This window comes from Geodermatophilus sp. SYSU D00814, assembly GCF_054050055.1.
Genome location: NZ_JBJGYP010000018.1, coordinates 45,212 through 59,620, shown reverse-complemented (window position 1 = coordinate 59,620; position 14,409 = coordinate 45,212). Strand labels below are relative to the sequence as shown.

The following is a 14,409-nucleotide window of genomic DNA, read 5'->3' as shown; positions in this document are numbered from 1 at the left end:
TCGTCACGACCACCTCAAACGGGAGGTCACCCGTAGGCGTCGGGCGAGCGTTCGGTCGGACCCTCGCCCGGGTGAGGTCCGGCCGAACGCGAGCCGATCGCCTGACGCCGTGGTGGAATGCCTGGTCATGCGGTTGTCCTCGCAGTGGCGTCCCCGCAGGACCGGTACGTCCCGCCACGGACGAGTCGACGGAACCGCGACCGGGCTCGACGTGGCGCTGCTTGTCGACACCCCCCGCAACCGTGTCGGGACGGCCGGACGCCACCATCCTCCGGTCCCTCAGCAGGAGCGCGTCATCGACCGGCGTCTGGCCGGTTGGGCCGCGGCGACCTCACTGGCGGCCCTCGTCGTCCTGATCGGCCTGCCTCCGCTCGGCAGCAACACGGCCGCAGCCGTCAGGGCAACGGTCCTGACGGCCTTCTGGCTGATGGCGCCGGGAGCGGTTGTCCTCCGACGGGTCCGCGCCGTGCCACTCACCAAGGTCGCCTTGGTCCCCGTCCTCGGGCTCTGCGCCCTCATCGCCGTGGGCTCGCTCGGGGCCTGGACCGGCCTCTGGTTCCCCCGGACCGCCACCGCCGTCGTCGCTGTCGTCACCGGCCTGGCCGGCTTCCTCGCCCTACGGTCCGACAGCCCCACCCGCTCGTCGGCACGCAGGCCACGACCACGCAGCGACCGGGGCGCCGTGGTGGTCGTCCTGGCGCTCTGCGGATCCCTAGGTGCCTGGATCATCGCCCTCGTCCGCGTCGACGACGCCGAGCCGTCCGTGCTCGGCCTCCTCGTCGCGGGACCCCGAACTCTGGCCGTGGCCCTCGTGCTGGCAGGGGTGGCCCTCGTCCTCGCCCTGCGCCTACGTCGCTCCGGCCTGGTCGTGGCGACGGTCGGGGTCCTGATTCTGGTCTTCCGGTCGACAGCATCCGTCGTGAACACCGTGCCGATCGCCGCCTGGAGCTACAAGCACATCGGCGTGGTCAGCGCGCTGCAGGAGTACCAGCAGGTCCTGGAAGGCAGCGACATCTACATGAACTGGCCTGGCATGTTCGCCGCCACGGCCTACCTGGGCGAGGCCAGCGGGGTCTCCACCATCGCGATCGCGCGCTGGACCACACCACTCGTCCACGTTCTCCTGGCACTCTCCACCGCCGCGCTCGCCCGCGCCTTTGGCGCGCGGACGGTCGGCTGCGCAGCGGCAGGGGCCCTGGTGGTCGTCTTCAACTGGGTCGGTCAGGACTACTTCTCACCGCAGGCCGTCGCGATCGTCCTCTCCGGTGGCCTGCTCGTCGCCCTGGCACAGGCCCGACGCGACCGCACGATGAGTCTGATGGCCCTGGTGATCTACGCCGGCGTCGTGGTGACGCACCAACTCACCCCGGTCTGGTTGCTCGCTCTCGCCATCGCCCTGGCGGTCTTCCGCCGCATCCCGTGGTGGGTGCCGGCGGGCATGGCGGCACTGGTGCTGACGTACGTCCTCTCGCACTACGCCGCCATCGCACAGTACGGGCTCTTCAGCGGGTTCGACCCGGTCGGGAACGCCAGCATCAATGTCGCTCCCGTCGAGGCCCTCGGACGAGACGTCGGTGGCCTGTTCTCGAAGGTCAGCGCCGTGCTCCTGTGGTCATCGACGTTCGTCGTCCTCCTGGCGAGAGCCCGGCGACTCGGGTGGCGGAGGACCCTGCGGACGCGAACCGTCGCCGTGCCCGCGATCATGGCGTTCTCACCCTTCCTGTTGCTCGGAGGTCAGAGCTACGGTGGCGAGGCCATTCTCCGGGTGACGCTCTACTCCACCCTCGCGAGTGCGGCGGTCCTGGGTCCGTCCCTGGCCCGCGCGGTGACGACACGGGCCGGTGGACTGGTGGGCGGCACGCTGTGGCTCGCCGTCACCGTGGCCGTCACGGGCCAGTCCACCTACGGGCAGTGGTGGGTCAATCTCATCAAGCCCGAGGACGTCGCCACCTCACGATGGTTGGCGGAGGAGCAGCCGGACTCCGTGGTCATCCCGGTCAACCTCGACTGGCCAGGTCGGTCCTGGGTCGACTACGCCCGCTACACCGGTGAGGACGAGGAGAACGAGACGTCGCTGGAAAGGATCCTCCAGGACGAACTGCCGTCGGACCCGTTCCTCACCGAGCGGCCCACTCCGGTGACCGAGGACGACGTCGCCGCGGTGGCCGGGAGCCGACGTCCCGACGAGGTCTATGTCGTCTTCACCGCGGCCATGCGCGCCTACGACGCCTACTACCGGACCTTTGCCGACGGGGCCTACGAGCGTCTCCTCACCGACATGGCAGCAAGTTCCGACTGGCGCCTGGTCCGTCAGACCGGTGATGTGTGGGTCTTCCAGTACCGAGCACCGTCCGGGGAGTCCTGAACAGGTGCTGACGCGAGGCTGCTCTCGAGAGGAGGACGTCGGTGCACTCCGCTGACGAGGAGGTGACCGACGAGGCCGTCGGCGCCGGCACGTGGTGCTGTGAGTTCGAGCTCTCCAACGGTGGCGGGCTGCGGTCGGTCCTCGAGCCAGCGGGGCAGCAGGTGACCCGGGTCCTCGTCCGGCTCCACGGCGTGCCCCTCGGGTACGTGACCCTGCCACTGGCCTCGGGGGTCCTCGACGACGCCTCCCTCGTCGAGACGGCCAGGAGGCGATACGGCGACCGGATCGACCAGCACCTCGCGGAAGAGGGGATGCCCTCCGGGCCCGACGGGCAGCGGCCCGATCCGGCATCCGAGGCGTGTCCCGACCGCGTGGTGGCCGACGAGCTCGTCTCCGTGGTCGTGTGCACGCGCAACCGCAGCAGCATCCTCGCCGCATGCCTCGAGCGATTGGCAGCGCTCACCTATCCGCGTCTCGAGATCCTCGTCGTCGACAACGCGCCGTCGGACGAGAGCACGAGGGACCTCGTGGAGGCGCTCGCTGCGGAGGACGACCGCTTCCGTTACGTTCGAGAACCCGCGCCGGGCCTCTCCCGGGCTCGCAACGCCGGCCTCGCTGCAGCACGCGGTGCACGCATCGCCTACACCGACGACGACGTCGCAGTCGACGCCGACTGGGTGCAGGGACTGGTCAAGGGCTTCCAGCGACGGCCCGACGTCGGCTGCGTGACCGGTCTCGTCTGCACCGCGAGCATCACCGGACCGGCCGAGGAGTACTTCGACGCCCGGGCAGCGACGTGGTCCACCCGCTGCGACAGCGAGGTGTTCGACCTCCGATCGCGCCCTGGCGACGCGCTGTACCCCTACGCGGCCGGCATGTTCGGCACGGGCGCCAACTTCGCCTTCGATCGGGAGTTCCTCATCGCACTCGGCGGCTTCGACCCAGCTCTGGGTGCCGGGAGCCCGACCCGTGGCGGTGAGGACCTCGACGCGTTCGTCCGGGTGCTCCGGGCCGGACGGGCCATCGCCTACGAGCCCGCCGCCATCGTCTGGCACCACCACCGGTCCGACCCCCGAGCGCTGCTCGACCAGCTGTACGGCTACGGCACGGGGCTGTCGGCCTTCGCCACCAAGTGCATCGTCGATCCAGAGACGCGGTGGGACGTCCTCCAGCGCATCCCCCACAGCTTGGTGCACATGGTGGCGATCAAGTCAAGGACCGACGAGCGCCTGGGCGCCCGGAGCAGTCGGCCGAACGGGGTCCTCCGCCGGGAGCTGACCGGCCTGGCCTCCGGTCCGGCGTTGTACCTGCGCGCCCGCCGGAGACGGTCCCAGGAGACGACTGGACCCGTCCTCGGGTAAACAGCAGGGAGTCGGGCCTCAGGCCCCGGCTGCAACCGACCTGCGGAGCACGGCGACCTTGCGCTGCACGGCTACGCGTTGCAGCGGGGGAAGCACGGCAGCCCGGCACTCGACCGCGTCGGCGAGGACGCGGAGTCGGTCGAGCGCACCGGCCCCCCGCTCCGCCGCAGCAGGGAGGTCGGCGAACCAGGTCGGTTCGAGCCCGAGGACCGATCGAGCCAAGGCCGAGTAGGAGTCCCGCAGCACGGGGTCCGACCACGCCCGGACAGTCCAGGCGGATGAGGCCGTGACCTGCCCGGCGTGGAAGCGGTACAGCAGGGTCGGGAGTCCGACCCGCACACACCGGGCACCCTGACTGCACAGTCGGAGCCACAGCTCGTAGTCCTCGGCCGCGACCGCTCGGTAGCCGCCGGCTGCGGTGAGCACCGAGGTGCGCGCCACCATCGTCGAGTGCGCCACGGGGTTGGACAGCAGCATGTGCAGTGGCATCGCTGCTGCGGAGATCGGCAGCGGGGGTGCGGGCCGCACTCCGCCGGGCACGTCTCCGATGCCGACGACGGTGGACCAGACCACGTCCGCACCGCGGCGCAGCGTGGCGAGCTGAGCTCGGAAGCGCCAGGGCAGGCAGACGTCGTCGGCGTCCATCCGTGCGACCAGGGGGGTCGCCACCCGCTCCAGCAATAGGTTCAGGCCGCGAGCGACCCCGCGAGCCGGGTTGCTACGCACGACCTGGAGGCGCGGGTCCCCGATCCCGGCGAGGACGGCCGGCGTGGCGTCCGTGCTGCCGTCGTCGTGGACGAGCACCACGCCTTCCGCCGGGAGTGCACGCAGGGTCGAGGTCACCGCCCGGGCGATGGTGTCAGCGCCGTTTCGGACCGGCAGCAGGACACTGACGGCCGGTCGACCACCGCGTGCCCGGGTGACCCCGCCTCCGACGTCCGCTCCGTTCACCGGTGAACTCATGACACCGCGGCGTCGACGCGGACGAGTCGTCCCGGGTTCCCGACCACCACGCCGCGGGGCGGGACGTCCTCCAGCACGACCGTGAGGGCTCCGATGCGGGCCCCATCCCCGACGTGGACGTCCCCCACGACGACACAGCCGGCTCCGAACTCGACACCGTCACCGGCACTGGCGACGCCCTTCTCGCTACCGTCCCGGCGCACCGCGTTCCCGATGGTCACGCTCTGCCTCAGGAGGCAGTCGGCCCCGAGCCGGACGCCGGGGTTCAGCACGATGCTGTGCGGGTGGAAGATGCGCAGCCGTGGGCCGACCTCGGCTTGGTAGGGCAGCTCCACCCCGAAGAAGAGCGAGGTGAGGAGCCGGTAAGCCAGGCTCAGCGCCAGCCCCGGTCGGCCCCAGTGCCGGTACGACCACTGAGCGAAGCGAAAGCACACGAGGATGATCTGGGAGTCGGGGTACCTGTGGTTGACCCGCCAGTCCTGGAAGACCCACCGCCAGAAGGTCATCGTCCCGACGCCGTTCCGTTCGACCTGCACGTCATCCGTCCGATTCACGGGATCAGCGGCGTGTCCCGCAACTCGAGACGGTGGTCCGGCGCTCACGAGCGCCCCCCGGGTCCCCGTCCGAAGGCGGCGAGGCCGGTGCGCACCGCCCAGCGCGCCTCCCGCTCGATCCACTGCCACGACCGACCCCGAGGTCCGCGTACCCACCTGACGAGCTCCTCGGCGGTCGTCTCCCGGGTCACCTCCAACCTGGGCACGGCGAGCCGCCGCCTACTGCGCCTCACGTAGGCGCCGTCGAGCCCGAGCCCCATCACGTAGCCGGCACGGCGGGCCGCCGCCCGCACGCGGACGTCGTGCTCGCCATAGGGGTAGGCCACCACCGGGACCACGGAGAGGCCGGTCGCCCGGAGGTCCTCGAGCGCTCCGGCGAGTTCGTCCGCGAGGCTGGCGCGGCCCACGCGGACGAGGTGCGGGTGGGTGCGGGTGTGCACCCCGACATCCCAGCCCGTTCGAGCCATCGACCGGAGTTGGTCGGTGGAGAGCAGGGGAAGCGCGGAGGCGCCTCGAGCCACGTCCCACTCGTTCGTCCCGCCGACGTAGCCGGTCACCGGGAGGACCAAGGCCGGGATGCCGGCGTCTCGGAGAACCGGGACGACGGTGTCCCAGAGGCCGGCGTAGGCGTCGTCGAAGGTGAGCAGGACGGAGCGGGGCAACACAGGCCGGCCGTCGAGGTGAGCAAGCAGGTCATCGACGCCGATCCAGTGGACGCCGGCGGCGTCCAGGGCGCGCACGTGTTGCTCGAACCGCTCGGGCGTCACGCACCAGCGCCCGATGACCTCGTCGTGGAGATCGGTGACCGCGTGGTAGGTCAGCACCGTCGGGCCCACGGGGTCCAGGAGGCCACCGGCCTCCTCGGCACCTCGCCAGTAGTGAGCGTCCCGGAGCCTCGTGAAGGCCCACTGTGTCGGCCAGTCGACGGCACCGGCCTCGACCCGTCTCAGGAGCCGCCGAGCCACAGCGTGCTCCGCGGGCCCGGACTGCCGGCGGGCGAGCGCTCGCAGCGCCCGTCCGCTGAGGCTGTGACCTCGATGAGCTGCGACGATGTGCGCAAGGACATCTGGGTGCTTGCGGACCAACGCCGCATCGGCCCGGCCGCCCTGCCGCCACTGCCTGAGGTACTGGGCCGGGGAGACGGTGTAGCGCTGATGGGACACGGCATCGGGTGCGTATCGAACGTCTGCTCCCGACTCGAGGAGTCGATACAGGAAGTCAGTGTCCTCCGCACCGAAGGTGCCGCCCTCGTTGAAGGACTCGTCGAAGCCACCGGACGCGTCGAAGACGTCCTTGCGGACCGCCAGTTGCCCGGTGAGCATGTCCGACAGCCCCAACCGACCACCGGAGCGCACCAGTCGTGCATGTCTCTTCTCGACCCAGCGCTCGAGTCCTCGCACGAGGAGGGTCCGACAAACGTCACCGTGGACGGGGATGTGTCCCACGACGGCGTCGGCGCCGGCGCCGAGTGCCGCATCGAGCGCGATGAGCAGGTCCTCGGCGGCGGACATGTCATCGTCGAGGAACAGCAGCCAGCGACCCCGCGCCACGGTTGCGCCGCGGTTTCGCGCCGCACCGGCCCCCCGATTCTCTTGCCGGACGACCGTCGTCGGGAGACTCATCGACAGGCTCCGGGCGGCCTGATGACTGCCGTCGCTCGAGCCGTCGTCGACGACGACCAACTCGCAGGGCCACGGCCGCCGCGTGGCCGACAGCGCCTTCATGCTCTCCAGCAGCACGTCACGACGGTCATGCGTCGGGATGACGATGGTGAAGCGGAGGTCGTTCATGGATCCACGCAACGAGGCGCGTCAGGAGCCGACAGTGCGAGACGGATCAGGGCCGGTGCGGGTGGCACTCCGTCATCTTGGGTCAGTGTCGACAAGCATGCAGCACTGACCAGGGAGTTCACCCCAGGGGATGGCCGCATCCCCTCTGTCGAGTCAGCGGGAGCCATCCGCGGAACGGCGCCAGGCGCGCACCCAGTCCACCAGCATCGTGCGTTCCTGGGTCACGGTCCCGCCGGTGCTGAGACCGATGACGAGGTAGCGCTCGGCATCCGGAACCGGCCCGGAGTAGGTGTACACGGGCCTGCCGTCGTAGTAGAAGGTGACGCCGTGGGGCCGGATGTCCGCGCCATAGACGTGCATCCCGCTCGTGGCGCCCGGGACGGTTCGTGTGCGATCGATGCCGTTGAGGTTGGTGACGTCCGTCCCGACGGGTCCGTAGTGGATGTTGAAGGAGCATCCACTGTCAGTGCCGTCACCTTCTACGACGTCGATCTCCATGTTGGCGGGCCAGTCGTATCCGTTGAGCCAGAAGCCGGGCCAAAGCGCCTCAGCCGCACTGCCGGCGGGTTGCTGCAGCCGCGCCTCAACGAAGCCGTAGCCGATGCTGAAGCCGACGTGGGCCTGCCCCGGGTCGGTGTTGATGACGGCACCCAGCTGCGGTTCAGTCCGACCGCTGTCGGTCCGGCCCTCGGTGTTGGGACGGACGGAGAATCGTGCGACGCCGTCATGGACCGCTAGGAGGCTCCGGTCGTACAGCGCGGTCTCGCTGCTGTTCACCGGGTGCGTGAGGTACCCGTCGCCGTACCAGCCGAAGTGCCAGCGCTTCTCAGCGAGCACCCCGGCCGCATCCCCTGACTGAAACTCTTCGTCAAAGGTGAGCGCCCATCGCGCACCTGGCAGGGGCCGCGCCAGGAAGGGGCCGATCCCCGTTCCCGAGGAGGAGGGCGCTGCAGCGGAGGACGTCACCGTAAGACACTGACCCAACAGGAGGGACGCGAGGCCGAGCACGAACAAGCCCCGAACGGGTCGACGAGGACCACCCGAGGACCTTCTCACCGCGTTCACCCGTTCACCAACCAGCGATGGCACGTCCTGGCTGTCGGCGGCTCGCAGGGAGTGCCTGAGCGTCTCGCGAGGCATTACGCCCGAACGGGGGACGCTGCTCTCTCACAGCGGGCACACGACCTGCGGTCCTGTGGATGCGGACGGGTAGCGACGCTCAGCCGACCCGTCGTCACCGGTCGGGCACCCGTTGCGGCCTGGTGGCGACGTGCATAGCGTCGCTGCTCACGCGTACACGGGGAACGGGGGCCGACGTGAGCGGCAGCGTGCAGTTCGAGGACAACCGCGTGGCCGAACCGCCGGCCGACGACGTCGGCGAGGAGCTGCGGCTGCTCGCCGCGGCCACCGGCGGGACGGTGATCCTGTTCGCGTGGTCCGGCGACACGCTGCAGTGCCGGCTGCGACACGATCCGCCCCCGCAGCCGCTCGTCGTCCCGCAGTTCGACTGCACGCTCCTCCTGCCGGGGACCGAGGCGCCGCTGCACGTCCTCCTCGCCTGGCTGGAGCCCGGCGTGCTCGAACGCCGGCTGACCGGTCTGCAGCGAGCCCCGCACGCGGTGCGCAACCGGGCCCTGCTCGCCCTCCGGCTGGCACGGGTCCGCGAGGCCGGTCGCGACGTCGTCGCCGGCGGCGTCCGGGGCGAGGTCACCTCGATCGCCGTGCCCGTCCGCGACCGGCACGGCGAGGTCACCGCCGCCCTGTCGCTGATCGCCCCATCGGTCTACCTCGAGGACCTCGACCTCGCCTCGATCGCCACCGACCTGGGCCGCATCGCGGCCCACGTCCCGGCCGACGCGGACGCCCTGCCCTCCCCCGTGTGAGGCCCAGAGGTGCCGACAGCGCTACACGGGCACCTCGTCAGCGGGAGACGGTGGAGGCGTGCCCGTTCTGAGCCGCCCGGGCCGCCATCCGCTCGCGCTGCGGGACGACGGTGTACTTCGGGTCCCTCGCGCTGGCCAGGCCGGCCTCGAAGACGCCGAAGCGGGTGAGCAGCGAGCCGGCGGCCAGCAGCAGCCCCGACACCACCGCGCCGGGCCGCGAGCGCCCGGCGAGCACGGTGAGCCCCGCCCCCGCCGCCGTGCACGCCTTCGCCGCCCGCAGCAGCGTCCCGGCCCGCCCGACGTGGTACGGCTTGCTCTCGATCCCGTGGTCGCTCTCCACCCGGTGCATCACGGCGAGCTCGATCGCCGCGCCGGCCACCGCGGTCCGCCGGGACGGCGCTGCCTCGGCCACCGGCGTGAAGACCATCGTCACGCCGCCGCCGGCCGCCATCGCCGAGCCGCCGAAGACGAACGGCAGCTGCCGGTGCGGAGCGTGCCACGCGGGCACCGCGGTGTTGGCCAGCAGCACACCGGTGTAGGTGGCCAGCGGGCCGCCGAACAGTGCCGACACCACGCCGCCGAAGCGCTTGAGCCGCGGGAACCAGCCCAGCAGCTCCACCGCCGCCGTCGCGGCCGCCGCACCGCTGAACGGCGCGAGGATGTAGGAGCCCACCGACAGCGGCGACGTCGGCTTGAGCACCCGCAGCATGTGCAGGAACCGCTCGGGCCGCCCCAGGTCGTGGATGAGGAAGACCACCGAGGCCAGCGCCCCGCCGCCGGCGGTGTACCGGCCCACCCGGGTCAGCACCGGCCGGCCGGTCACGTCGGCCACCGCCGCCAGGATCGACGACGACCCCGCCATCCCGCCGAGGAACAGGTACAGCGGGACGTCGGGTGACTTCCACACCGGCTGCTTGATGATCGGGCGGCCGTAGTAGGAGGTGAAGGTGGCGTCCTCCACCATCGGGACCTCGCCGCCGCCGCCGCGCCGCCCGCCCCTGCGCCGCCGCTTGCCGCGGGCCTCCGCCGTCGGGCCGTCGGCCCGCCGCCAGCCCGCACCGGGTGTCGCCAGCCCCTCCGTCACCGGGGACGCCGTCCGACGAAGGACGAGAGCACGACGCCGGCGATCATCGCCGCGCCGGCCGCCGCCGCGCGCCACATCGCCGGCAGGTCGCGGGTCGTGACCACCGGGTCCGGCGGCAGGCCGTAGACCTCCGGCTCGTCGAGCAGCAGGAAGAACGCGCCGTTGCCGCCGACACCGTCGTCCTCGTCCCTGCCGTAGAGCCGGGCGGTCTCGACGCCCTGCGCCTTCAGCGTCTCCAGCCGGGCGTCGGCGCGGGCCTGCAGCTCGTCGAGGTTGCCGAACTGGATCGACTGGGTCGGGCACGCGGTCGCACAGGCCGGCTGCAGCCCGTCGGTGAGCCGGTCGTAGCACATCGTGCACTTGAAGGCCCGGCCGTCGCCCTCGCGGGTCTGGATGACCCCGTACGGGCACCCGATGACGCAGTAGCCGCAGCCGTTGCAGATGTCGCCCTGCACGACGACGGTGCCGAACTCGGTGCGGAACAGCGCCCCGGTCGGGCAGACGTCCAGGCAGCCGGCGTGCGTGCAGTGCTTGCAGACGTCGGAGCTCATCAGCCACCGGATCTGCCTGTCGGTGCCGCTCTGCCCGGTCTGCGGGTCGAACTCCGAGAGCGCCTCGGCGTTGAGCACGCTCGACTGCTGCGCCCGCGCCAGGCTCTCGTCGTTCTGCCCCTCGGCGACCGAGGGACCGCTGCCCCGCCGGTCGTCCCCCGGGCGGCCGAACGTGGGCATCGGCAGGTCGACGGTGCGGGACTGCTCGACGAACGCCACGTGCCGCCAGGAGTTGGCCCCGAGCTGCCCGGTGTTGTCGTAGGACATCCCGGACAGCCCGATGACGTCGCGCACCCCGTGCGAGTCGTCCATCGGCAGGGTGTTCCACTCCTTGCACGCCACCTCGCAGGCCTTGCAGCCGATGCACACCGAGGTGTCGGTGAAGAAGCCCACCCGCGCCGGGTGGTCGCCGTCGTAGCCGGCCTGGCCGGTCACGTCCGGCACCGGCCCGTAGAGGCGGTTCTCCGGGTCGCGCCCGGTGAAGGCCGCACTCGCCGAGCTGATCGTGGTCATGCCGGCCTCCTCACAGCTGGGATCCCTCGCCGGCCTCGGCGGCGACCGGGTCGCGGCCGTTGACCCCGACCCGCCCGGACGCCACGCCCGCGCGGCGCCGGTAGCCCTCCACGAACTCGATCAGCTCGGGGCCGCGCGGGCGCCGCCCCGGGACGATGTCGGCGGTGCTGACCTTGTCCTCCTGGATGTGGGTGTTCGGGTCGAGCACGATGCCGAGCAGGTCGTTGGCCGAGTCGCCGGTCGAGATGCCGCTGTAGGACCAGTGGTAGGGCATCCCGATCTGGTGCACGACCTGGCCGGTGGCCAGCCGGATCGGCCGCATCCGCTCGGTGACCAGCACCTTGGCCTCGATCGCCGTCCGGGTGCTGACCAGCGTGGCGTACTCCCCGTTGACCAGCCCGCGCAGCGCGGCGAGCTCCGGGCTCACCTCGACGAAGAACTCCGGCTGGAGCTCGGACAGGTAGGGCAGCGTGCGGCTCATCCCGCCGGCGGTGTGGTGCTCGGTGAGCCGGTAGGTGGTCACCTGGAAGGGGAAGACCGGACTGAGGGAGGGGTTCTCCCGGTTCCACGGCCCCTCGATGTGCTCGATCGTCGGGTTCGCCTGCTGCTTGTACAGGACGTTCTCGACGACGGACTCCGCCGGCTCGTAGTGCGTCGGCAGCGGCCCGTCGACCACACCCGCGGGCGCGTACAGCCAGGCCTTGCCGTCCCCCTGCATGATGAACGGGTCGGCGCCGCCGATCGCGTCCTGCGCCCGGGCCCCCTCGGGGGGCACGTAGTCCGGCCGCTTGGTGGCCTCGAAGTCCGGGGTGTCGACGCCGGTCCAGCGGCCGGCCTCCTCGTCCCACCAGACGTACTTCTTGCGCTCGCTCCACGGCTTGCCGTCGGGATCGGCCGACGCGCGGTTGTAGAGGACCCGACGGTTGTACGGCCAGGCCCAGCCCCACTCGGAGGCGACCTGCCCCTGCTCGCGCCCGGGCCTGCGGCGGGCGGACTGGTTGACCTCGTCGGCGTAGACGCCGGAGTAGATCCAGCAGCCGCACGTCGTCGAGCCGTCGTCCTTCAGGTCCAGGTACCCGGACACGGCACGCCCGTCGGGGCCGACGCCGTTGATCTCCCGCAGCACCGCCTCGGCGCTGGGCTCGGCGTCGGGGCCGTGCGTCGGGTAGTCCCAGGTGAGGTCGAGCAGCGGGCGGTCGCGCGGGTCGGTGGAGTCCGCCAGCCGCTCCCGCAGGATCCGGCCGAGGTGGAAGTAGAACCACAGGTCGCTGGTGGCGTCGCCCGGCGGGTCGACCGCCTTGTGCCGCCACTGCAGCAGCCGCTGGGTCTGGGTGAAGGTGCCCTCCTTCTCCGCGTGCGACGCCGCGGGGATGAAGAAGACCTCGGTGGCGATCGTCTCGGGTGCCAGCTCCCCCGTCTCGATCTCCGGGGACTCGTGCCAGAAGGTCGCCGACTCGATCAGCTGCAGGTCGCGCACGACCAGCCAGTCGAGGTTGGCCAGGCCGAACCGGTTCATCCGGCCGTTGGGGTGCCCGACCGTTGGGTTCTCGCCGACCAGGAAGTAGCCGGAGACCTTCCCCTCGATCATGTCCTTGATCGTCCGGTAGGAGCTGTGGTCGGCGTCGATCTTGGGGATGTGGTCGAAGCAGAAGTCGTTCTCCGGCGTCGCGGCGTCACCCCACCACGCCTTGAGCAGGCTGACGGTGTAGGCCCGCTTGTTGCCCCAGAACCCGCCCTTGCCGGCCGCGTCGGCGCAGTAGTCGTCGAGCGACCCGTGCTGCATCGCGTGCGGCATCGGCAGGTAGCCCGGCAGCAGGTTGTACAGCGTCGGGACGTCGGTGGACCCCTGGATGCTGGCGTGCCCGCGCAGCGCCAGGATGCCGCCGCCGGGACGGCCGATGTTGCCCAGCAGCGTCTGCAGGATCGAGCAGGTGCGGATGTACTGCGCGCCGACGCTGTGCTGCGTCCAGCCCACCGAGTAGACCCACGCCGTCGTCCGCTCGCGGTTGCTGTTCTCGGTCACCCACCGGGCGACCTGCAGGAACACCTCCGGCTCGATGCCGCAGACGTCGGCCACGACCTCCGGGGTGTAGCGGGCGAAGTGCCGCTTGAGGACCTGGAAGACCGTGCGCGGGTGCTGCAGCGTCTCGTCGCGCCGCGGCTTGGCCGCGATCGGCGGGCCGCCGCTGCCGGCCGCCTGGGCCTTGTCGGTCTTCCTGATCTGCGGGTGGTCCTCGAGCTCGTCCTGCGCGGCGGCCGCGGCCGGGTCGTCGGAGCCGGAGTGCGGGGGCTCCTCCGGCTCGTAGGCCCAGCTGGACTCGTCGTAGGTGTTGTTCTCCGGGTCGAAGCCGGAGAACAGGCCACCGAGGTCCTCGGTGTCGAGGAAGTCCTCGCTCACCAGCGCCGCGGCGTTGGTGTAGGCGACCACGTACTCCCTGAAGTAGAGGTCGTTCTGCAGGACGTGGTTGACCAGGCCGCCGAGGAAGGCGATGTCGGTGCCGATGCGCAGCGGGACGTGCAGGTCGGCGATCGCGCTGGTCCGGGTGAACCGCGGGTCGACGTGGATCACCTTGGCGCCGCGCGCCTTGGCCTCCGCCACCCACTGGAAGCCCACCGGGTGGCACTCGGCCATGTTGGAACCCTCGATGACGATGCAGTCGGAGTTCGCGAGGTCTTCCTGGGAGTTCGTGGCACCGCCACGACCGAACGAGGCACCCAGACCGGGCACCGTGGCGGAGTGCTATATGCGCGCCTGGTTCTCGATCTGGATCGCGCCCAGGGCGCTGTACAGCTTCTTCATGAGGTAGTTCTCCTCGTTGTCGAGGGTCGCCCCTCCGAGGCTCGCTATCCCCATGGTGCGGTTGACGCGCCTGCCGTCCTTCTCGTCCTGCCAGCCCCTGCGCCGGGCCTCCAGGACGCGGTCGGCGATCATGTGCATCGCCGTGTCGAGGTCGAGGTCCTCCCACTCGGTGCCGTACGGACGGCGGTAACGGACCTTGGTGACCCGGGTCGGGCTCGTGACCAGCGACTTGCTGGCGCTGCCCTTGGGGCAGAGCCGGCCGCGGCTGATCGGCGAGTCCGGGTCACCCTCGATCTGGACGATCCGCTCGTCCTTCACGAAGATCCGCTGCCCGCATCCCACGGCGCAGTACGGGCAGACGCTCTGCACGACGCGGTCGGCGGTGGCCGTGCGGCTCACCACGTTCTCCGTCGCCCTGCTGCGCGCGGACACGCCCCGCCCGAGGGGATCGGGGCCGGTCAGCTGCCGGAACACCGGCCAGGCGTCGAGCCAGGTCTTCACGGTGTGCACTGTGCCACCGTGGGCCCGATCCGGCCTGTTCTACG

Annotated in this window: 8 protein-coding genes and 2 pseudogenes; 3 read left to right on the top strand and 7 right to left on the bottom strand. The window is 71.2% G+C overall.

The genetic code is table 11. The features are described 5' to 3' along the window. Nucleotides 1–109: 109 nt before the first annotated feature. Both ACI780_RS15370 and ACI780_RS15365 read left to right on the top strand, forming a co-directional pair. On the top strand, nucleotides 110–2,365 hold the full coding sequence (locus tag ACI780_RS15370) for a hypothetical protein (protein ID WP_457003936.1): 2,256 nt from the start codon (nucleotides 110–112) through the stop codon (nucleotides 2,363–2,365). 41 nt (nucleotides 2,366–2,406) lie between these two features. Then, a complete protein-coding gene (locus tag ACI780_RS15365; RefSeq protein WP_456869125.1) occupies nucleotides 2,407–3,726 on the top strand; it encodes a glycosyltransferase in 1,320 nt (439 codons plus the stop codon). A gap of 18 nt (nucleotides 3,727–3,744) precedes the next feature. Here the strand turns inward: ACI780_RS15365 and ACI780_RS15360 are convergent, their stop codons facing one another. From ACI780_RS15360 to ACI780_RS15345, 4 genes and pseudogenes are all read right to left on the bottom strand, one after another. Next, complete coding sequence (locus tag ACI780_RS15360) at nucleotides 3,745–4,689, bottom strand: glycosyltransferase family 2 protein (protein WP_456869126.1); 945 nt, start codon at nucleotides 4,687–4,689, stop codon at nucleotides 3,745–3,747. A gap of 17 nt (nucleotides 4,690–4,706) precedes the next feature. After that, nucleotides 4,707–4,802, bottom strand: a pseudogene (locus ACI780_RS15355) (acetyltransferase); the annotation flags it as partial. 485 nt (nucleotides 4,803–5,287) lie between these two features. Next, nucleotides 5,288–7,033 carry a glycosyltransferase gene (locus ACI780_RS15350; RefSeq protein WP_457003934.1) on the bottom strand — a complete coding sequence of 582 codons (1,746 nt, stop codon included), beginning with the start codon at nucleotides 7,031–7,033 and terminating at the stop codon, nucleotides 5,288–5,290. A gap of 153 nt (nucleotides 7,034–7,186) precedes the next feature. Beyond that, nucleotides 7,187–7,870, bottom strand: coding sequence for a glycoside hydrolase family 16 protein (locus tag ACI780_RS15345; protein WP_456869128.1), 684 nt, complete (start codon nucleotides 7,868–7,870; stop codon nucleotides 7,187–7,189). A gap of 479 nt (nucleotides 7,871–8,349) precedes the next feature. Here ACI780_RS15345 and ACI780_RS15340 point away from each other — a divergent pair, with 479 nt between their 5' ends. Further along, nucleotides 8,350–8,916 carry an IclR family transcriptional regulator domain-containing protein gene (locus ACI780_RS15340; RefSeq protein ID WP_457003931.1) on the top strand — a complete coding sequence of 189 codons (567 nt, stop codon included), beginning with the start codon at nucleotides 8,350–8,352 and terminating at the stop codon, nucleotides 8,914–8,916. A 37-nt stretch (nucleotides 8,917–8,953) separates the two neighbouring features. On the opposite strand, the gene nrfD is transcribed toward ACI780_RS15340, so the two are convergent. The 3 genes and pseudogenes from nrfD to fdh form a co-directional block, all read right to left on the bottom strand. Then, nucleotides 8,954–10,000, bottom strand: coding sequence for an NrfD/PsrC family molybdoenzyme membrane anchor subunit (nrfD, locus tag ACI780_RS15335; RefSeq protein WP_457003929.1), 1,047 nt, complete (start codon nucleotides 9,998–10,000; stop codon nucleotides 8,954–8,956). Then, nucleotides 9,997–11,064 carry a 4Fe-4S dicluster domain-containing protein gene (locus ACI780_RS15330; RefSeq protein WP_457003928.1) on the bottom strand — a complete coding sequence of 356 codons (1,068 nt, stop codon included), beginning with the start codon at nucleotides 11,062–11,064 and terminating at the stop codon, nucleotides 9,997–9,999. The genes nrfD and ACI780_RS15330 overlap by 4 nt, the downstream gene beginning before the upstream one ends. 10 nt (nucleotides 11,065–11,074) lie before the next feature. After that, nucleotides 11,075–14,365: pseudogene (fdh, locus tag ACI780_RS15325) on the bottom strand (formate dehydrogenase). Between the last annotated feature and the right edge of the window lie 44 nt (nucleotides 14,366–14,409).

Excerpts from the sequence above, each read along its gene's own strand:
- ACI780_RS15360 (WP_456869126.1), bottom strand. The coding sequence starts at position 4,689 with ATGAGTTCACCGGTGAACGGAGCGGACGTCGGAGGCGGGGTCACCCGG.
- ACI780_RS15350 (WP_457003934.1), bottom strand. The coding sequence starts at position 7,033 with ATGAACGACCTCCGCTTCACCATCGTCATCCCGACGCATGACCGTCGT.
- ACI780_RS15330 (WP_457003928.1), bottom strand. The coding sequence starts at position 11,064 with ATGACCACGATCAGCTCGGCGAGTGCGGCCTTCACCGGGCGCGACCCG.